Genomic DNA, 20653 nt, shown 5'->3' on the forward strand with positions numbered 1-20653 from the left:
GGCTCAGTCGAGCCGCATGGCAATACCGTGATCGGACATATAGTGCTTCGCTTCGCTGACGGAATAGGTACCGAAGTGGAAGATCGAGGCCGCGAGCACCGCCGTCGCATGTCCCTCCTTAACACCGGCTACGAGATCGTCGAGCGTTCCGACGCCGCCGGAAGCAATGACCGGCACGCGTACCTGATCGGCGATCGCGCGGGTGAGCTTGAGGTCATAGCCACTCTTTGTCCCGTCGCGATCCATCGAGGTGACGAGCAGTTCTCCCGCGCCGCGTTCGACCATCTTTCCGGCAAACTCGACCGCATCGATACCGGTCGGCTGTCGACCGCCATGTGTGAAGATTTCCCAGCGATCTCTCTCGCCTTCCGCCGAAACCTTCCTGGCGTCGATGGAGACCACGATGCATTGATTGCCGAACTTGTCCGCTGCCTCGGCGACGAAATCCGGATCCTTCACCGCCGCCGAATTGATCGAAACCTTGTCGGCGCCGCAAAGCAGCAGTTTGCGGATATCGGCGACGCTCCTGACACCACCTCCGACGGTCACCGGCATGAAGCATTGCTCAGCCGTGCGGGCAACGACGTCGAAAATGGTTTCACGATTATCCGATGATGCCGTGATATCGAGGAAGCAAAGTTCGTCGGCGCCGGCGGCATCATAGGCCTTGGCCGCCTCGACCGGATCGCCGGCATCGACGAGATTGACGAAATTGACGCCCTTGACGACTCGGCCGTCCTTGACGTCGAGGCACGGAATGATGCGGGCTTTGAGCGTCATGAATTCTCCTTGGCGCGCGCCGCTTTGATCAGCATCAGCGCCTCCTGCGGGTCTATACGGCCATCATAGAGCGCGCGGCCGGAAATCGCACCTTCCAGCTTGCGGGCATCGGGTTCGAGCATGCGGCGGATGTCGTCGAGCGAGGCAAGCCCGCCGGAGGCGATGACGGGAATGGTGACGGCATCGGCGAGTTCGAGGGTGGAGGCCCAGTTGATGCCCGTCAGAACACCGTCGCGGTCGATGTCGGTATAGATGATCGCGGCGACGCCGGCGCCCTCGAATTTTTTCGCCAGTTCGATGACGCCAAGCTCGGAGGCTTCCGCCCAGCCCTCGACGGCGACCTTGCCGCCCTTGGCATCAATCCCGACGGCGACCTTGCCGGGAAATTTCCGGCAGGCTTCGATGACGAGCGCGGGATCGCGCACCGCAACGGTGCCGAGAATGACGCGGGCGAGCCCCCGCGATAACCAGTTCTCGATGTGGTCCAGCGTGCGGATACCGCCGCCGAGTTGGACCGGGTTCTTCGTCGCCTTCAGGATGGCGTCGACGGCGCTGCCGTTAACACTCGTCCCCGCAAAGGCGCCGTTCAGGTCCACGACGTGCAGCCATCCGAAGCCCTGGTCTTCAAAAGCCTTCGCCTGGGCGGCCGGGTCTGTATTGTAGACGGTGGCCTGGTCCATGTGGCCGTGTTTCAGGCGAACGCACTGACCGTCCTTGAGATCGATGGCAGGAAAGAGGATCATATCTTCCTAGGTACGTAGACTGGGCGCTGTCAGCGCATTCCAAGCCTCTACGATATTCGAACGGAAAAAGACAGCCGCAACTGCAAGCGCGCCAAAAAGGATGATGAGAAGCAGCGTGACGGTGAAACCGACCCGCACCTGGCGCCAGAAGCCGACCCGCTTCGTCATCGATTTTTCTATCTTGCGGACCTGCCGCAGCGCGTCGCTATTGACTGCCGTGAGCTGGATCTGCGGCTCCACCGCCTCGACATAGGTCTCCGCATAGCTACTCAAAATTTGGGAGGCGCGGTCTCGCAACGTATTGCGCAGATCATTCGAAAGATAATTGCTTGTGACCGCGGCCAGTTCTGATTCACTTGGATCCCGCCCAGAGTTGCGCTTTCGATGGCTGACGATCCAGTCGCGCTTCTGCCGCTCGTAGAGCGCATAGGCGAGAAGGCCGATCAGGTCGTCTTCGCCCTCGACGTAGAATTCGATCACGGCCTCGGCTATGTCCGCGAGGCTGGTTTTGTTCTGCCGCGCCATCGACGCTTCGGGAGCCGGAAAAGATTCGTTCATCGAGGTTCAGCCTTTTTCAGCATTTTGCGGGCATTCGAAAGGGCCAGCTTGTGAACAGCCTCATCGACGCGGCGTATCACCAATCCTCCGGGGAGCTTAACATCGGAAAATGGCGGCCGGCCCTCTTTTGAAGGTCTCAGCGCATAGAAGATCTTACCCGATCTTTGAGAAACCTTCATCGAGCTCTCCAATCAGAGATTTCATACAGGCCAATTAATGCGGCCGTATTAAAGCCGCGGCTCAAGGCCTCCAGCGTAGGAAATTAGCGAGCAGGGCGAGGCCAAGCTTCTGACTTTTCTCCGGATGGAATTGCGCTCCGGCCATGTTGTCACGGCCTACGAATGCCGTCATCGGTCCGCCATAGCTGGTCGTCGCGACAACGTCGTCCGGATTTTCTACCGCCAGATGATAGGAATGTACGAAATAGGCATGCAGCCCATCCGGTCCCGTCGGAATGCCGTCAAATAGTGGATGGGCGCGCGTCAGGTCGAGCGTGTTCCAGCCGATCTGTGGAATTTTCAGAGCGGGATCATTCGGCGTCATCTCGACGACATCGCCCGGAATCCAGCCGAAGCCCTCAGTAATCGTCTTTTCAAGGCCGCGCGACGACATCAGCTGCATGCCGACGCAGATACCAAGGAACGGTCTGCCCTTCCTTTCGATGGCCTGAATGAGCGCTTCACCCATTCCGGAAACGGCATCGAGCCCACGACGGCAATCGGCATAAGCGCCGACGCCGGGCAGTACGATGCGGTCGGCGCTGGCGACATTATCGGGCTTGTCGGTGAGGTCGATACGAGCCTCGATGCCCGCCTCGCGCGCGGCGCGCTCGAAGGCCTTCGTTGCCGAGCGCAAGTTGCCCGAACCATAGTCGATAATTGCGACGCGCATCAGCGTCCTCCGTCAAAACCAAAGAGACCCATAGCCGTGAAACCGCCGCCTGAGGAGCCTTTCCCAGGATCGCGATCCCATTGCGGCCTCGGCATCTCGTTTTCTTTCACGGAGGTCTCGATACTTGAAAAATAGATCTCCTCCGCCGCGTCGATGGAATCGGCCGAAACCACGGCTTCGAGCGTCCATCCCTTGGAGACGAGATTGCTGATATGGAGATTGCGGCCCTCCAGCGCCGTTAGAATACTGATTCCGAACAGCACCGCGATTCCGGCCGGCCAGCCGCCATTTGCTTCCAGAAGCCGTCCGCCGAGCCCCTGCAGCAGGAATGCGGTCAAGGCAGCCAGCCAGAGCCGATGGCCAAGAAGCCAGAGGACGGGAAAAATGAAGGCCAGCCACGAAAACCCATCCCGGATGCACCGCGTCGTGTCGTGGTTCCTATCCGGTCCATCGGGAGGCGTCAGAATGAGATAGCTTGCGGTCACGTGCTTTGCTCCTTGAAAAGGAACTTAGGCAAGCGTCCCCTTGGTCGAGGGAACGCGGCCTGCCTGTCTAGGGTCGATCTCCGTCGCCGTGCGCAATGCGCGGGCAACGGCCTTGAAGCATGTCTCCGCTATATGGTGATTGTTTGCGCCGTAATGGTTGAGGATATGCAGCGTGATGCCGGCATTCTGCGCCAGAGCCTGGAAGAATTCGCGGACAAGCTCCGTATCGAAGGTGCCGATCTTCGGCGCGCTGAAGCTGACGTTCCAGACGAGGAACGGACGACCGGAAAGGTCGACGGCGGCCTTCGTCATGGTTTCATCCATGGCAAGATCGATGGAGGCATAGCGTGTGATGCCGCGCCGGTCGCCGAGCGCCTTGGAAATCGCCTGTCCGATCGCAATGCCGGTGTCTTCGACGGTGTGGTGATCGTCGACATGCAGATCCCCCTTGGTCTCGATCTCCATATCGATGAGCGAATGCCTCGAGAGCTGGTCGAGCATATGGTCGAAGAAGCCGACACTGGTCGAAATCTTCGATTTGCCGGTACCGTCGAGATTGACGGACACGGAAACCGATGTCTCGCTGGTCTTGCGGGAAACGCTGGCCGTGCGGCTTGCTGCGGTCTCTGCCATATGCCTGCTCCATCAGGGAATAAGGCCGTTCCATATCAGGCGCATATGCAAATATCCAGAAGTTACAGACGCTTTAATTCGGCTATGCGTCGAGATAGGGCGCAACGGAGGCGAGCGGCGATTGCAATCGGCCAAACCCCTCTTACATAGGGCTCAACAGGGCCTCATGCGGCTACAGACTAACGACCCGGCAAATCGGGCAGACAGGTGTTTGATGACAACGATTATTACAGTTCGAAAGGGCGGCAAGGTGGTGATGGCGGGCGATGGCCAGGTCAGCCTCGGCCAGACCGTCATGAAGGGTAACGCCCGCAAGGTGCGCCGCATCGGCAAGGGTGACGTTATCGCAGGCTTCGCCGGCGCGACCGCCGATGCCTTTACCCTGCTTGAGCGGCTCGAAAAGAAGCTTGAGCAGTATCCGGGGCAGCTCATGCGCGCTGCCGTCGAGCTCGCCAAGGATTGGCGGACCGATAAATATCTGCGCAATCTTGAAGCCATGATGCTTGTCGCGGACAAGTCGATCACATTGGCGATCACGGGCAATGGCGATGTTCTCGAGCCTGAACACGGCACGATGGCGATCGGTTCCGGCGGTAATTATGCGCTCGCGGCCGCCCGCGCGCTGATGGATACCGACAAGTCTGCAGAAGAGGTCGCCCGCCGCGCCATGGAAATCGCCGCCGATATCTGCGTCTACACGAACCAGAATACGGTGGTGGAAACATTGGATGTCGAAGGCTGATCCTTTAGGTTTTCGGCCGCTCGGTCGGCGGGGACCTATTCAGGAAAGCTTTTTACAAGGCTTGAAGAAACAATAACGAGTTATGGTCGGGAGCTGTTGATGGCTCTGGACCATCAGGAGATGTGACAAACAATGACCACCTTTTCCCCCCGCGAGATCGTTTCCGAACTCGACCGTTACATTATCGGCCAGCATGAGGCCAAGCGCGCCGTTGCAATCGCCTTGCGCAACCGTTGGCGCCGCCAGCAGCTCGATCCGAGCCTGCGCGATGAAGTCATGCCGAAGAACATTCTGATGATCGGTCCGACTGGCGTGGGCAAGACGGAAATTTCCCGTCGTCTGGCGAAGCTCGCCGGTGCGCCCTTCATCAAGGTGGAGGCAACGAAATTCACCGAGGTCGGCTATGTCGGCCGTGACGTCGAACAGATCATTCGCGACCTGGTCGAAGTCGGCATTGGTCTGGCGCGCGAGAAGAAGCGCGCCGAAGTGCAGGCCAAGGCGCATATGAGCGCGGAAGAGCGCGTCTTGGATGCGCTGGTGGGATCCACCGCCTCGCCGGCGACGCGTGACAGCTTCCGCAAGAAGCTCCGCAACGGCGAGCTCGATGACAAGGAGATCGATATCGAGGTCGCCGATAGCGGCACTGGCATGCCGGGCTTTGAGATTCCGGGCATGCCCGGCGCCAATATCGGCGTGCTGAATCTGTCGGAGATGTTCGGCAAGGCCCTGGGCGGCCGGACGAAGAAGGTTCGCACGACCGTCAAGGATTCCTATTCCGAGCTGATCCGCGACGAATCCGACAAGCTGATCGATAACGAACTGATCCAGCGCGAGGCTGTGCGTGCCACCGAAAATGACGGTATCGTCTTCCTGGACGAAATCGACAAGATCGCCGCGCGCGACGGCGGCCTCGGTGCCGGCGTCTCGCGTGAAGGCGTGCAGCGTGACCTGCTGCCGTTGGTTGAAGGCACGACGGTTTCGACGAAATATGGTCCGGTAAAGACGGATCACATTCTCTTCATTGCATCGGGCGCCTTCCATGTTTCGAAGCCGTCGGATCTTCTGCCGGAGCTGCAGGGCCGACTGCCGATCCGAGTCGAGCTGAAGCCGCTGACCAAGGAAGACTTCCGCCGTATCCTGACGGAAACGGAGGCAAGCCTGATCCGCCAGTATCGCGCACTGATGGAAACCGAAAACCTCAACCTCGATTTCACCGATGACGCGATCGACGCCCTGGCCGATGTCGCCGTGCACCTCAATTCCTCCGTTGAGAATATCGGTGCCCGCCGGCTGCAGACGGTGATGGAGCGTGTCCTGGACGAGATATCCTTCAACGCGCCAGACAAGGCCGGGGCGGCCATCATGATCGACTCGGCCTATGTACGTGAGCATGTTGGCGATCTTGCAGCCAACACGGACCTCTCGCGCTATATCTTGTAATGGATTGACTACTGCATGTTTCCTTAAATCGGAGCCGATTTAAGGATAAAAACATGCAGCTTCAAAGTGCTACAGCGACCTTTGTGCGTCTGATAAGACGCACGGCGCTGTAGATGCGGCGTTTCGCGCCGATCTTCTCACGCGTGACCTCTCGACAACGGGCCTTTAACTTTTTAGTGAAGGCCCGTTCTGTTTTTCTGACTGATACATCATTCGGCCAAGATTCTGCTACAGTCAGCCGCATCCGCAGGAATTCGACCGAGCCCCGACAGGAACAGCTGATCGTGCGACGCCTTCTGAAGTCTCTTATTATCGTCATTGCCAGCCTTTCCTGGATGCCTGCCTTTGCAGATGTTCTCCTGGTGCCGCCGGGCAATCGCCATGTTGAACAGCCGGACGTCCCCGGGGCGTCGGTGCGGCGTACAAAGGGAACGAAGACGACCTTTGATCGAAAATACGAGAAGGTCCGCGACCTTCTGGCGACGGACAAGCAGCTTGTCTCCAAGATCAAGTCCGTTGCCCGCGCTTACGGCATCGACCCGATCCACATCGTCGGCGCCATCGTCGGCGAGCATACCTATAATGTCGACGCCTATGATCGGCTGCAGTCCTATTATGTAAAGGCGGCATCCTATGCCGGCGAGAGCTTCCGCTTTGCCTATGAGGGTGAAAGCGTCGATGATTTCGTTTCTCGGCCGCAATTTGCGAAATGCGCTAACGAGATCGATTCCTACACCCTCTGGTCCTGCCGCGAGGACGTCTGGGACAACGAGTTCCGTGGCCGGACGGTCGAGGGCAAGTCATTTCCCAACAATCGGTTCAGTGCGGTCTTCTTCCAGCCTTTCTATGCGGGCCAGACCTTCGGTCTCGGACAGATCAACCCTCTGACGGCCCTCATGCTGTCCGACCTTGTCAGCAAAGTTTCCGGCTATGACAAGCTGGATGAGAAAAACGCAGGTGCCGTCTATCGCGCCATTATGGATCCGGACATTTCGCTGGCTTATGTTGCCGCTTCCATCCGCAAGTCGATCGACGATTACAGATCGATCGCGGGCATGGACATCTCCCACAACCCGGGCATCACCGCAACACTCTACAACGTCGGCAATTCCCGGCAGCGGGCGGCAGTGTTGGCGGCGAGGAACAGGACATCGGGCGGCGCTATGGTGTGGCCGGAAGAGAATTACTACGGCTGGCTCATCAACGACAAACTGGACGAGCTCGAATCCCTGCTCTAAAATTTCTCTGTGGCGGGAAGATCCAGATCTTCGAGTAAGGTGATCGTGATCTGATGGATATGAGCCCGGAACCCTTCATGCCGCCCGCGCCGATGCCGCGCACCGTGCCGCCGACGTGGCTGCAAACCATTCGCACTATCCTGCGCAATCCGCTCGAGCTCTGGGGCGAGCCTTCCTATACGCTGCCGTGGATTTTCACGAAGTTCTTCCGGGAACAGACGCTGATCGTCAACGACCCCGGCCTCATTAAGCACGTGCTCGTCGACAATGCCTCGAACTATCGCATGTCGGATATCCGCCAGCTCGTCCTGCGGCCGATTCTGCGCGATGGTCTGCTCACCGCGGAAGGCAATGTCTGGAAGCGTTCCCGCAGGGCCGTGGCGCCTGTCTTCACGCCGCGCCACGCCAGGGGTTTTGCGGGACAGATGCTGCGCCAGAGCGAGGAATACGCACAAAAATATGAGAAAGCGGGCGCCGGGGGCGACGTTTTCAATATTTCCGTCGATATGACGGAGCTGACCTTCGCCGTCCTTTCCGACACGCTCTTTTCGGGTGAGATCGTCTCCTCGACCGGCCATTTTGCCGATGACGTCAACCAACTTCTTCATCGTATGGGTCGTGTCGACCCTATGGATCTCTTGCGTGCACCCTCCTGGGTTCCACGTGTAACGCGTATAGGCGGACAGAAGGTGCTCGACACATTCCGGGGCATCGTTCGCGACACGATGGACATGCGGCTTGCCAAGATGAAGGCGGATCGCGGTTCCGCGCCCGATGATTTCCTGACATTGCTGTTGGAACAAGCGGGACCCGGCGGCCTGACCATGGAGGAGATCGAGGACAATATCCTTACCTTCATCGGCGCCGGTCACGAGACGACGGCCCGGGCACTCGCCTGGACGCTCTATTGCGTGGCCAACTGCCCTCATGTCCGCAACGGGATGGAGGAGGAGATCGACCGCGTGCTTGCAACCGGTGCCGAGCCCGTCGAGTGGCTCGATCTCATGCCGCATGTGCGGGCCGCCTTCGAGGAGGGAATGCGGCTCTATCCGCCGGCGCCGTCGATCAATCGTGCTGCGATAGCGGATGACGAATGGGTCAGCCCGCAGGGCGAACTGGTCGAAATTCCGGCGGGCATTACCGTGCTGATGATGCCGTGGACGCTGCACAGGCATGAGCTTTACTGGGAAAACCCCCGCGCCTTCATGCCCGAGCGCTTCCTTCCGGAAAATCGCGGAAAGATCAATCGCTTCCAGTACCTGCCCTTCGGGGCCGGTCCGCGTGTCTGCATCGGCTCGACATTCGCCCTCCAGGAAGCGGTCATTGCGCTAGCCGTGCTGATGCACCGCTATCGTTTCGACACGACTGCCGAAACCAATCCCTGGCCGGTACAGAAATTGACGACGCAGCCGCTGAACGGCTTGCCCATGCGCGTAACCGCACGCAAATGATCGGGACAAGGTTTGAAGCGGCGGATTTTGCCGCCCAGCGGCTAGCAGTACAACATGCAAGAATGCGATAAGCTCCACAATATCATTTCGAAGCTTTCTGCTTTGCCACGTCCGCAGCCAAGGATTAAAGCGTGATTTCCCATTTCCTGCTCGGCATCGATACGGGTGGAACCTATACGGATGCCGTCCTTTTCCATGAAACCGATGGTGTCATTGCCAAGGCAAAATCGCTGACCACCCGCCATGATCTTGCGATCGGTATCGCCGGCGCCGTTGAAGCCGTCCTCGATCAGACACGGATCCCCGTTTCTGCCATCCGTCTTGTATCGTTGTCGACGACGCTCGCCACCAATGCGCTCGTCGAGGGGCAGGGCGGTCGCGCCGGTCTGGTAATGATCGGCTTTGGGCCGGGCGAACTGAAGAGGGATGGGCTTGTCGAGGCGCTCGGATCGGATCCGGTCATCTTTCTGCCCGGCGGTCATAACGTCCACGGAAACGAGACGCCGCTGGATCTGGCGCCCTTGGATGCCGCCTTGCCTCAGCTTTCGAAAGTTGTTTCCTCCTTTGCAGTTGCCGGCTATTTCGCAGTCCGCAATCCGGCCCATGAAATCTGTGTCCGCGACCGTATCCGGGAGATCTCCCATCTGCCGGTCACTTGCAGCCACGAACTCTCCTCACGTCTGGGCGGGCCGCGGCGGGCACTGACAACCTTGCTCAATGCTCGCCTTGTTTCGATGATCGACCGGCTCGTCGGAGCCTGCGAAACCTTTTTGCATGCGCGGGGCATTTCCGCACCAATGATGGTGGTGCGCGGTGATGGAGCCCTCATCTCGGCATCGCGGGCGAGGCTCCGGCCGATCGAAACGATTCTTTCCGGTCCGGCAGCAAGCCTCGTCGGTGCCCGGTACCTGACAGGACTCGATAATGCCGTTGTCTCCGACATCGGCGGCACGACGACAGACATTGCGGTCATGGAGAGCGGGCGTCCGCGTCTCGATGCCGATGGCGCTGTCGTCGGCGGCCATCGCACCATGGTCGAGGCCGTCGCCATGCGGACCTATGGTCTCGGCGGCGATTCGGAGGTGCGCATCAATGAACGAGGCTTGTCCGCAACGCTTGAACTTGGGCCGCGGCGGCTTCTGCCGCTGAGCCTCGCTGCGAGCCTTCATGCCGAAGCAGTCATCGGAGCACTGGAGCGGCAGATGCGTGCGCCGCATCTTGGACGCCATGACGGGCGTTTTGCCGTGAGGACCGGCATTCCGGATCATCTGGCAAGCGGGCTCCAGCCACAGGAACAGGCGCTGTTCGAACGGATCGGCGATGTTCCCGTGGCCCTCGACCAGCTTCTGATGTCGACGTCGCAAAAGGCTGTGCTCGACCGGCTCGTTGCTCGTGGTCTCGTCCATCTCTGCGGCCTGACGCCCTCTGACGCCATGCATGCCCTCGGACGGCAAAACCAGTGGAACAGCGAGGGCGCCAGGCTGGGACTGGCGCTCGCCACACGCATCAAGGACGGCTCCGCCCGCCCGATCGCTTCCTCGGTCGAAGATCTGGCGCAAAAGATTGTCGACCGGCTTACGCGCCAATCCGCCGATGTGATCCTGGCCGCCTGCTTGGCGGAGGATGGTGTCGCTGATATCGACCCGGCGAAGGCAACATCGGTCACGCGGGCATTGCACCGTTCGTCGGGCATCGTCCGGTTCAGCCTGTCGCTCGATCGACCCTTAATCGGCCTTGGCGCTTCGGCACCCGTCTATTATCCCGCGATCGCTGAGATGCTTGCGAGCGACAGCGCAATCCCTGACGATTCCGATGTGGCAAACGCCATCGGCGCGGTCGTCGGTCAGGTGCGCGCCAGCGCCGCAACCTTCGTCACCATGCCGGAGGAGGGTATCTTCGTCCTCAACGGCGCCGGCGAGACCCTGCGTCTTACGGATGAAAGAGAGGCTTTGGAGCTGGCGCGCGAACGGGCGGTCACCTCCGCCCTCTCGCAGGCGCGGCTGAATGGCGCCGATGACCCGGTCTTGACCATGGACGAGCAGGTCGATGCGCCGGAAATCGAGGGCAGCCGCCGGCTCCTCGAAGCGCGATTCATTGCGGTCGCGTCGGGTCGGCCGAGGATTGCGGTCGACTGACTTGTTCCATTTCAGCATAAATCTTTAGAACTATTGCTGAATTGACTATGAATGAAAGCCGCGCAAACTGGCAGCATGCCGGCATGGATTGCGGGCGGCGTGAGGAGAGATTTGCATGAGTCGCATCGAGAAGAACGGGCTTGCCATCGAAGCCGTATTGTATGATTTCCTCCAGAACGAGGTGCTGCCGGGTTCCGGTATCGATTCCGAAAAATTCTTCGCGGAATTTTCCGCGATCGTCCACGATCTGGCGCCGCGCAACCGCGCATTGCTCGCAAAGCGCGATGAGCTGCAGACGGCCCTCGATGGCTGGTATCGCCAGCACGGCGCCCCAACGGACATGGACGCCTATCAGAATTTTCTTCACGAGATCGGTTACCTCTTGCCGGAGGGGTCGGATTTCTCCGTATCCACAGCCAATGTCGATCCTGAGATCGCCTCGATAGCCGGCCCGCAGCTTGTTGTCCCGGTGATGAACGCGCGCTATTCCCTGAATGCCGCAAACGCGCGCTGGGGTTCGCTTTATGATGCGCTCTACGGCACCGATGGTATCCCTGAGACGGAGGGCGCCGAAAAGGGCAAGTCCTACAATCCAAAACGCGGTGAAAAAGTCATCGCCTGGGCTCGCCAGTTCCTCGATGATTCGGTGCCGCTTGCCGATTCGAGCTGGAAGGATGTCGAGTCATTCGCCGTCGTGAACGGCGGATTGTCGATAACCGCGCTGGATGGTGAGCAGGTTTTGCTCAAGGATGCCGGACAATTCGTCGGCTATCTCGGAGATGCGGCTGAGCCCTCTCATATCCTATTGAAGAACAACGGCATCCATATCGAAATCCGGATCGATCCCGAAACCGCCATCGGTAAGTCCGACACCGCCCATATCTCGGACATTTGGCTCGAATCGGCCATCACGACGATCATGGATTGCGAGGATTCGATTGCTGCCGTCGACGCCGAAGATAAGGTCGTCGTCTATCGCAACTGGCTCGGCCTGATGAAGGGCGATCTGCAGGAAGATGTCTCGAAAGGTGGGGCGACCTTTATCCGCAAGCTCAATCCGGACACCGAATATAAGTCGCCCGATGGTTCGAGCTTCGATCTGCATCGACGCTCCCTGATGCTGGTGCGCAATGTCGGGCACCTGATGACGAATCCCGCAATCCTTGACCGCGACGGCAACGAGATTCCGGAAGGGATCATGGACGCGATGATCACGGCGCTGATAGCGCGATACGATATCGGCCCGAACGGCAGGCGACAGAATTCCCGCACCGGCTCCATGTACATTGTCAAGCCGAAGATGCACGGACCGGACGAGGTCGCCTTCGCCGTGGAGATATTCTCAAAAGTCGAGGATGCCGTTGGACTACCGCGCAATACCCTAAAGATGGGCATCATGGACGAGGAGCGCCGCACGACGGTCAATCTCAAGGAGTGCATCCGCGCCGCCCGCGAGCGTGTCGTATTCATCAACACCGGCTTCCTCGATCGCACCGGCGATGAAATTCATACCTCGATGGAAGCCGGACCGATGATTCGCAAGGGCCATATGAAGCAGGCCGCCTGGATTTCGGCTTATGAAAATTGGAATGTCGATATCGGTCTCGAATGTGGCCTCTCCGGTCATGCCCAGATCGGAAAGGGCATGTGGGCAATGCCTGACATGATGGCGGCGATGCTGGAACAGAAGATCGCGCATCCGAGAGCCGGGGCGAATACCGCCTGGGTCCCCTCGCCGACCGCCGCGACGCTGCATGCCACCCATTACCACCACGTCAACGTCGCCCGTGTCCAGCAGGGGCTCAAGGACCGCGCCCGGGCGAAGCTTTCCGATATCCTGTCGGTGCCGGTCGCGAGCCGGCCCAATTGGACGCCTGAGGAGATCCAGCGCGAGCTCGACAACAATGCCCAGGGCATTCTCGGCTATGTCGTGCGCTGGGTGGATCAGGGCGTCGGCTGCTCGAAAGTACCTGATATCAACAATGTCGGCCTGATGGAGGACCGCGCGACGCTGCGCATCTCCGCTCAGCATATGGCCAACTGGCTTTACCACAAGGTCGTCACCGAGGAGCAGATCATCGAGACGATGAAGCGAATGGCCACGGTCGTCGACCGGCAGAATGTGTCGGATCCGAATTACCATCCCATGGCGACGGATTTCGACGGATCAGTCGCCTTCCAGGCGGCGCTCGACCTCGTGCTGAAGGGCAGGGAGCAGCCGAACGGCTACACCGAGCCGGTGCTGCATCGCCGCCGGCGCGAGTTGAAGGCAAAGCGTTCAGGCTGAACTTCAAGAAATGAGAAAGGCCGCCGGAGGATTTTCCGGCGGCCTTTCTGATTACGATTCTCTTGATGTTACTGGATCACGATCACTTTGGTGCTGCGGCCCGGACGGACGCGCTTATAGAGGTCGATCACGTCCTGGTTCATCAAACGGATGCATCCGGAGGAAGCAGCCGTGCCGATCGACGCCCATTCCGGTGTGCCGTGCAGGCGGAAGAGCGTGTCCTGGCCCTTTTCGTTGTAGAGGTACATGGCGCGCGCCCCCAGCGGGTTGTTGATACCCGGACCCATGCCGCCTTCGACATATTTGGCGACTTCCGGCTTGCGCTCTGCCATTTCCTTCGGCGGATGCCAGGTCGGCCATTCCTGCTTCCAGGCTACATAGGCGGTACCGGCCCAGGCGAAACCCTGTTTGCCGACGCCGATACCGTAGCGCATCGCCGTGTCGCCCGAAAGGATATAGTAGAGAAAGCGTTCGCGGGTATTGACGACAATCGTGCCCGGACGTTCCGTCGTTTGATAGCTGACGACCTGCCGGTGAAACTGCGGCTTCACCTTCTGGATCGGGATGGCGGGAAGGGAGTAACCCGCATCATTCGTAACCCCGTAGGCGTCATCGAAAAGCTCGATGGCCTGAGTGGTCGATGCCGTGGTGGACGCGGTCGTGGTGCGGTCGATCGGGGCACTTTGTGAAACTGTGGAATAGCCGACCGAGGCAAGCGTTGCCACGAGGCCAAATACAATCATTGCAGAGGGCGTGCGCATGGAAGTCTCTTGAAGTCTGACAGGAAAATACAGGTGGGTTTGACCATCTTTGATTATGTTTTATTTTCGATTAAATTTGTCTTTGCAAGCTGCTGCGGCGCGACAAAATTCATCTGCAGCGCAAATTAAAAGCTGATGGCTTTTTTGCAACAACACTCCCTGTAATCCAGTGGCAATCCATGACGATTTTGAGCCTTTATAATAACAATCCGTTAATAGACGGCCGACAGTCCGACAGGGCGATGATGGTACGCAGAGGCATGCAGATCTTGCTGCATGAAATGCGTCACGCCGTTCTGCCGGAACTCGTACTCTCAAGCGGGCGGCGTGCGGATCTGGTCGCCCTTTCGGAAAAGGGCGAGATCTGGATCATCGAGATTAAGACGTCGATCGAGGACTTCAAGGTGGATCGAAAATGGCCGGACTATCGCCTCCATTGCGACCGGCTTTTCTTCGCGACCCACAAGGATGTGCCCCTCGACATCTTTCCGGAAGATTGCGGGCTCTTTCTTTCCGATGGCTATGGTGCGCACATGCTAAGGGAGGCTCCGCATCACCGGCTGCCGCCGGCCACACGCAAATCCGTCACGCTGGATTTCTCCCGAGCTGCCGCTCAACGGCTCATGCTGGCCGAATGGGCGAACGGCAAACCTCTCGACCTTTGAGGAAAATTATTTAGGCGCGCGCTTTGCCAGGATGCGCTGCAGTGTGCGCCGATGCATGTTGAGCCGGCGCGCCGTCTCCGAGACATTGCGTTCGCACATTTCATAGACGCGCTGGATGTGTTCCCAGCGGACGCGATCAGCCGACATCGGATTTTCCGGGACTTCCGCCTTCTCGCCCGGTCGTTGAGTCAGCGCGGAAAATACGTCGTCCGCATCAGCGGGCTTTGCCAGATAGTCCAATGCACCCAGCTTGACGGCGGTTACTGCCGTGGCGATGTTGCCATAACCGGTCAGCACAACGATGCGTGTGTCGTCGCGCCGCTGGCGGATTGCCTCGATGACGTCGAGACCGTTGCCGTCGCCCAGCCGAAGGTCAACCACGGCATATTTCGGAGGATTGGCCTTCGATTTGGCGACGCCCTCGGCGACTGACTCGGCGGTATCGACAGCAAAGCCGCGCGTTTCCATCGCTCGCGCCAAGCGTCGGAGAAACGGCCCGTCATCGTCAACGATTAGAAGAGACGCATCTGGACCAATATGGTCGGAGGCGCTGTTGCCCGTTTCGATTGCGCTGGTCGCTTCGTTCTTATCCGTCATGATGTCATTCCCGGCGGTTGACCGCCTGCATGTTACGCATACTGATCATGTCTACATATGCGCGTAAAGTCACTTTGTCGAATTTGTGTCGAGCAGCATTCTTGGCCATTCAATCTGGATCCGCGCGCCGGGCGTTTCCGGATCGCGGTTTTCGAAGAGGAGAGTGGCGCCCGAGCGTTCGAGCAGTGTTTTGGCGATGAAAAGGCCAAGCCCAAGTCCGCCGGCGGTATCGTCCCGCTGTCGTTTAGTGACGTAGGGCTCGCCGATACGGGTCAGAATATCCGCTGAATAACCACTCCCGTCATCCTCTATGATGATCACGACCTTTTCGGCATCATGCTCGACAGTGACCGTGACCTTCTTGCGGGCGTAGTCCACAGCATTTTCGACCAGGTTGCCGAGCCCGTACATAATTCCCGCATTGCGATCGGTGACCGGCTCGCCCTTTCGCGGGCTCTTTTCGACGAGTTCCAGCTGAATGCCGAATTCGCGATGCGGAGCCACCACCTCTTCGATCATCGAGGAAAGCGGCAGCCGCCGCATATGCGCCTCGTCCGCGGAGGACAGCGTCGTCAACCGGCGCAGGATGTCCCGGCAACGCTCGCTCTGGCTGCGAAGCAGTTGCACGTCCTCGCGAAAGCGATCGTCGTGGATCAGCTCGCGCTCCATCTCCTTAGCGACGACGCTGATCGTGGCAAGCGGCGTGCCAAGTTCGTGGGCTGCCGCCGCAGCGAGACCATCGAGCTGCGAGAGATGTTTTTCCCGTTGCAGGACGAGTTCGGTAGCAGCGAGGGCATCGGCAAGCTGGCTTGCTTCCATGGAGACCCGGTAGGCGTAGAAGGCCGCAAAAGCCATGGTCGAGGCAATCGCGCACCAGACACCGAGCTGCATGACATTATGGACGTTGATAGCGACCCCGCTGTACCAGGGCAGCCGAAACGGTGAAAAGGCGAGAATGGTGATGCAGATCATGGCGAGGACGAGCAACGCCATGCTGTAGCGGATCGGCTGCGATGCGAAGGAAATGATGACCGGAACGCAAACGAGCACCGAAAACGGATTGGCAAGCCCCCCGGTGATGAAAAGCAATCCGCAGAGCTGCAGGAGATCCAGGCCGAGAAGCGCAAAGGCCGCGGGCGGCTCCAGCCGATGCGTCGGAGGATAGCGCAGCGTGAGAAAGAAGTTGACCCAGGCGAGACATGCGATGAGGACGCAGGAGGCAAGCAGCGGGAGGGGAAATTTCAGCCAGAAAGCGACGATCATCACCGTTACGGTTTGACCGCCGACGGCAAGCCAACGCAGGCGCACCAAGGTCTGCAGCCGCAATCGGCGGCTGGTGTGGTGGCCGTCCTGCGAAGCTTCGACGTGATCGACCATTTGGTTATTCTCCATGCCCGCTAGATCGGGATGATTTCAGGCCGAAACGGCCTGAAAGTCTGAATCCTGATCTGCATCAAGTAGCTAGAGCGGAACTTCAGCCGAAAACCGCGCGCACTTTTCGGCATCCGCTCTAGGATCATGTACCACGGGGCTTGGCTCTTGTCGTCGGCGCCGCGTCCTGCGGATTCTCCGGCCATGGATGCTTCGGGTAGCGGCCGCGCATATCGGCACGGACGTCCCTCCACGAGCCGGCCCAGAAGCCGGGTAGATCGCGGGTAGTCTGGATCGGCCGGTGGGCCGGCGAGGTCAATTCGAGCAGAAGCGGCAGCCTTCCGCCGCCGATCGCCGGATGTTGTTTCAGCCCGAAGAGTTCCTGGACGCGGATCGTAAGGGCCGGTTCTTCGCCATCATAGCGGATCGGATGGCGTTGGCCGGTCGGCGCTTCGAAATGCGTCGGCGCCAGTCGGTTGAGGTCCCGCTGCAACTCGTGCGGCACCAGCGATAGCAACCCCTCGGAAAGGCCGCTTGCAGAGATATCCGCGAGCCCGCGCGCATTCGTCTGGAACGGGGTGAACCATTCATCCAGCCGTGCGAGCAAGGCCTCGTCGCTGACATCAGCCCAGGGACTGCCGATGGTTCGATGCAGAAAGCCGATCCGTTCGCGCAATTGCATCGCCTCCTTGGAAAAAGGCAGGTTCTTGAGACCCAATTGCGCGACACCGCCGGCCAATGCCTTTACCGCCTGTTCGCCGCTCGGTCGAGGCAGAGGGCTTTCCTCGAAAATAATGGCACCGAGCCTCGTGACCCGACGGGCGCGAACCTGGCCGCTGGCGGGGTCGAACACGCATTGATCCTCGCTTTTGATCTCTCCCGGCAGATGCGCCTCGACATCCACGCGAGAGATTTCCGCGGCGGCGAGTATACGCCCCTGGGCGGCCCTGCCAGTCAGATCGGCGACTACAAGCATGCGGGAACCGGCAAGTCGCTCGGCTTCCGGCAGCTCCGCGCCTCGTCCATTGGCCATCACATAGCGCCCGCGCCCGCCGCGCTGCAACGCGATTCGGTCAGGGAAGGCGTGAAGCAGCAGCTGCCCGGCAAGCACAGGACCTGAGGAAGCGCCCGGCTTTCCGCCGACAGCCGATGCCAGGCGCCCGGCGAGCTTGCGGGATGCATCCGCCCGCTCACCCCGTTCCGAGGCAAATCGGCGCAACCGATCCTCGATATCGATACTTGTCCCACCGAGGCCCTGTTCCGTCAGGAGAACCGCAAGCATCGCCGCTTCCAGCGCATGACCGTCCTCATGCGCCGAAACGACCATCGATGCCAGCCGCGGTGGCAGCGCCAGATTGCGCATCAGCTTGCCGCGCGCTGTCAACGCGCCGCCCTCTTCCAATGCGCCGAGCTGTCGCAGAAGATTGCGCGCTTCGTTGAAGGTGGTTTCGGGCGGCGGGTCGAGGAACGCGAGGGAACGTGCGTCCTGAACGCCCCAATGGGCGAGATCGAGAACGAGGCCGGCAAGATCGCTTGCGAGAATCTGCGGCGGCGTGAAGGCGGGAAGCGCTGCCGTCTGTCCCTGGTGCCAGAGGCGGATGGCGATGCCCGGCTCGGTACGTCCGGCGCGCCCGGCGCGCTGATCGGCCGAAGCGCGGGAGACACGCACGGTTTCCAGCCGCGTGATCCCGGTCGAGGCCTCGAACACCGGCAGCCGCTGTAGCCCGCTGTCGATGACGAGGCGGACACCGTCGATGGTGATGGAGGTTTCCGCGATCGACGTCGAAAGAACGATCTTCCTCGTTCCCTTCGGCGCCGGCCGGATGGCCGCATCCTGTTCCTTCTGGCCGAGATTGCCATAGAGCGGTACGACCAGCGTTTCGTCACCCATCCTGGCGTTCAGCCGTTCCGCTACGCGGATGATCTCCGCCTGGCCCGGCAGGAAGGCGAGGATCGAGCCTTCCTCATTTGCGTGGGCATCGAGAATCGCCCGTGTCATTGCATCCTCAATGCGGTCGCCGGCTGACCGGTCGCGATAGCGGATATCGATCGGAAAGCTGCGACCCATGCTCTTGATCACCGGAGGCTCACCGAGCAGCGTCGCGATGCGCTCGATGTCGAGGGTTGCCGACATGACGAGAATGCGCAGATCCTCTCTGAGGGCCGACTGCACATCCAGGGCCAGCGCCAGTCCGAAATCGGCATCCAGCGATCGCTCGTGAAACTCGTCGAAAAGAACGGCCGAAATACCGGAGAGCTCCGGATCGTCGAGGATCATGCGTGTGAACACGCCTTCCGTCACCACTTCTATCCGCGTTTTCGCGGATATCCTGTTGTCGAGGCGCATCCGATAGCCGACGGTTTCACCGACCGTCTCGCCGAGAAGGGAGGCCATGCGCGCCGCAGCCGCCCGCGCAGCCAGTCGCCGTGGCTCCAGGAGAATGATCCTGCCGTCGCCGCGCCAAGGCTCGTTCAGAAGATGAAGGGGAACGAGCGTCGTCTTGCCAGCACCGGGCGGCGCCGAAAGAATGGCACGCTTTTCAGCGGCAAGCGCCTTGCCGATATCCTGCAGGACATGGGAAACCGGAAGCTCCGGCAGGATAGTGCCCATTGCCTTCACGTCCTGCGGGTCCAGGTCTCGTAGGCAAGGACGGCGCCTGCCAGATCTTCAAGCGCGGCACCGACGGATTTGAACAGCGTGATCTCGCCGTCTTTCGACCGTCCGGGCCGCAAGCCGCGGACCAGTTCGGCAAGCTCGGCCCGGATGTCGCCTTCTTTGAGCAAACCGCGTTTCATCGGCTGGACAATGTCGCCGGCCTCGCTCATCGCCCCGGCGCGCGTATCGACGAAGACCGCCGAGCGACGAATAGCGGTGTCGTCAGCCTCGCGCATGTCCGGCTTGAAGCCGCCAATGAGGTCGAGATGCGCGCCGGGCTTCAGCCAATCGCCGCAGATCAGAGGATGGTTTGAAAGCGTCGCGCAGGAAATGATGTCCGCGCTGCGGGCCGCCGCTTCGATATCCGCAACCGCCTCGGCCGCCAATCCCAGGCTGCGTGCGCTGTCCGCGACGTCCTCGGCCTTGGTGAGCGTGCGACCCCAGACCCTGAAGCGCTTGATCGGCCGCGTCACCGCATGCGCCTGCATCAGATTGAGCGCCAGGCGCCCCGTGCCGCAGACGAGCAACTCCTCCGCATCCGGTCGCGCCAGATATCGGGCGGCAAGCGCTGACGTCGCCGCCGTGCGCCGCGCCGTCAGTTCGCCGCCGTCGATGGCGGCAAGCATCTCGCCTGTAGCCCCTGACGAAAGAAGATAGGTGCCAAAGATCGCGGGCAGAGACCGTCGGACGTTTCCCGGAAAAACGGAGACCATCTTTACGCCCGAATACCGTCCAGGCATCCACGCCGGCATCAATAGTAGCGTCGCATTTTCTTCGCCCGGAACCGCGATATCGTGATGGTGCCGCACCGGCATAACGCAGCCCTCACGGAACATCGCCGCGATTGCGTCGATAAGCTCCGGCCAGGCAAGCGCCGTTTGCGTTTGCTCCTCATTCAGGACAAGCATCTCACACTCCGTTATCGATCGGTCATGTGCCAAACTAGCGAAAGGAAGCCACCGCGCAAGCCACTCTGGAATTGCATGGAAACGCTTCCTATATATTGTTTATCTAATGAATTCGGCGCCCGGGACGAGATTGGCGGAAAAGAATTCGTTCATGCCCGCCATTTGTAGGCGAAATTTGGCCGACTAAGCCAAAGAGTCGAAATACATCAATAAAATCAGCCTGTTACAAAATTGTCAAAAAAGTTTGTTGTGGTGGAGTTGACTTGGTCTGAGGGGTAGGATTATAAGCGCCATCACTGACGAGGGCGGCGG

General features: G+C 59.9%; 18 protein-coding genes. 7 read left to right on the top strand and 11 right to left on the bottom strand.

What is annotated here, in order from left to right; genetic code table 11:
- Positions 1-3: 3 nt before the first annotated feature.
- The 6 genes from hisF to hisB form a co-directional block, all read right to left on the bottom strand.
- Positions 4-780 (bottom strand): imidazole glycerol phosphate synthase subunit HisF, encoded by a 777-nt coding sequence (gene hisF / locus AAE029_RS23250; protein WP_371075257.1) that lies wholly within the window; start codon positions 778-780, stop codon positions 4-6.
- Positions 777-1523 (bottom strand): 1-(5-phosphoribosyl)-5-[(5-phosphoribosylamino)methylideneamino]imidazole-4-carboxamide isomerase, encoded by a 747-nt coding sequence (gene hisA / locus AAE029_RS23255; protein ID WP_371075258.1) that lies wholly within the window; start codon positions 1521-1523, stop codon positions 777-779. The genes hisF and hisA overlap by 4 nt, the downstream gene beginning before the upstream one ends.
- 6 nt (positions 1524-1529) lie before the next feature.
- A complete protein-coding gene (locus AAE029_RS23260; protein WP_371075287.1) occupies positions 1530-2048 on the bottom strand; it encodes a hypothetical protein in 519 nt (172 codons plus the stop codon).
- Positions 2049-2321: 273 nt separating this feature from the next.
- The gene (gene hisH, locus AAE029_RS23265; protein ID WP_371075259.1) at positions 2322-2972 is read right to left on the bottom strand and encodes an imidazole glycerol phosphate synthase subunit HisH; all 651 of its coding nucleotides are present in this window, start codon (positions 2970-2972) and stop codon (positions 2322-2324) included.
- The gene (locus AAE029_RS23270) at positions 2972-3457 is read right to left on the bottom strand and encodes a DUF2628 domain-containing protein (protein ID WP_371075260.1); all 486 of its coding nucleotides are present in this window, start codon (positions 3455-3457) and stop codon (positions 2972-2974) included. The genes hisH and AAE029_RS23270 overlap by 1 nt, the downstream gene beginning before the upstream one ends.
- Before the next feature lie 24 nt (positions 3458-3481).
- Entirely contained in the window at positions 3482-4090 is a 609-nt protein-coding gene (gene hisB, locus AAE029_RS23275) for an imidazoleglycerol-phosphate dehydratase HisB (protein ID WP_371075261.1), read from the bottom strand.
- Between the two features lie 214 nt (positions 4091-4304).
- On the opposite strand from hisB, the gene hslV reads away from it, so the two are divergent.
- From hslV to AAE029_RS23305, 6 genes are all read left to right on the top strand, one after another.
- Positions 4305-4832, top strand: coding sequence for an ATP-dependent protease subunit HslV (gene hslV, locus AAE029_RS23280; protein WP_371075262.1), 528 nt, complete (start codon positions 4305-4307; stop codon positions 4830-4832).
- A 132-nt stretch (positions 4833-4964) separates the two neighbouring features.
- Complete coding sequence (hslU, locus tag AAE029_RS23285; protein WP_371075263.1) at positions 4965-6272, top strand: ATP-dependent protease ATPase subunit HslU; 1308 nt, start codon at positions 4965-4967, stop codon at positions 6270-6272.
- A gap of 284 nt (positions 6273-6556) precedes the next feature.
- On the top strand, positions 6557-7510 hold the full coding sequence (locus AAE029_RS23290) for a DUF1402 family protein (RefSeq protein WP_371075264.1): 954 nt from the start codon (positions 6557-6559) through the stop codon (positions 7508-7510).
- Between the two features lie 53 nt (positions 7511-7563).
- A complete protein-coding gene (locus AAE029_RS23295; protein ID WP_371075265.1) occupies positions 7564-8961 on the top strand; it encodes a cytochrome P450 in 1398 nt (465 codons plus the stop codon).
- 131 nt (positions 8962-9092) lie between these two features.
- A complete protein-coding gene (locus AAE029_RS23300; protein ID WP_371075266.1) occupies positions 9093-11096 on the top strand; it encodes a hydantoinase/oxoprolinase N-terminal domain-containing protein in 2004 nt (667 codons plus the stop codon).
- A gap of 115 nt (positions 11097-11211) precedes the next feature.
- Positions 11212-13383 (top strand): malate synthase G, encoded by a 2172-nt coding sequence (locus AAE029_RS23305; RefSeq protein ID WP_371075267.1) that lies wholly within the window; start codon positions 11212-11214, stop codon positions 13381-13383.
- A 68-nt stretch (positions 13384-13451) separates the two neighbouring features.
- Here the strand turns inward: AAE029_RS23305 and AAE029_RS23310 are convergent, their stop codons facing one another.
- Positions 13452-14144, bottom strand: a complete 693-nt coding sequence (locus AAE029_RS23310; RefSeq protein ID WP_371075268.1) for a L,D-transpeptidase — start codon at positions 14142-14144, stop codon at positions 13452-13454.
- A gap of 179 nt (positions 14145-14323) precedes the next feature.
- Here AAE029_RS23310 and AAE029_RS23315 point away from each other — a divergent pair, with 179 nt between their 5' ends.
- The gene (locus AAE029_RS23315) at positions 14324-14809 is read left to right on the top strand and encodes an MmcB family DNA repair protein (protein ID WP_371075269.1); all 486 of its coding nucleotides are present in this window, start codon (positions 14324-14326) and stop codon (positions 14807-14809) included.
- A 6-nt stretch (positions 14810-14815) separates the two neighbouring features.
- Here the strand turns inward: AAE029_RS23315 and AAE029_RS23320 are convergent, their stop codons facing one another.
- From AAE029_RS23320 to AAE029_RS23335, 4 genes are all read right to left on the bottom strand, one after another.
- Positions 14816-15406: an ActR/PrrA/RegA family redox response regulator transcription factor gene (locus AAE029_RS23320; protein WP_371075270.1), complete on the bottom strand. Its 591-nt coding sequence runs from the start codon at positions 15404-15406 to the stop codon at positions 14816-14818.
- Positions 15407-15475: 69 nt separating this feature from the next.
- Positions 15476-16783, bottom strand: a complete 1308-nt coding sequence (locus tag AAE029_RS23325) for an ActS/PrrB/RegB family redox-sensitive histidine kinase (protein ID WP_371075271.1) — start codon at positions 16781-16783, stop codon at positions 15476-15478.
- A 139-nt stretch (positions 16784-16922) separates the two neighbouring features.
- Entirely contained in the window at positions 16923-19388 is a 2466-nt protein-coding gene (gene hrpB, locus AAE029_RS23330; protein WP_371075272.1) for an ATP-dependent helicase HrpB, read from the bottom strand.
- 5 nt (positions 19389-19393) lie between these two features.
- Positions 19394-20341: an ornithine cyclodeaminase family protein gene (locus AAE029_RS23335; RefSeq protein WP_371075273.1), complete on the bottom strand. Its 948-nt coding sequence runs from the start codon at positions 20339-20341 to the stop codon at positions 19394-19396.
- Positions 20342-20653 lie beyond the last annotated feature (312 nt).

The sequence above is a fragment of the Sinorhizobium sp. CB7 genome, assembly GCF_041357635.1.
Taxonomy (GTDB): Bacteria; Pseudomonadota; Alphaproteobacteria; order Rhizobiales; family Rhizobiaceae; genus Rhizobium.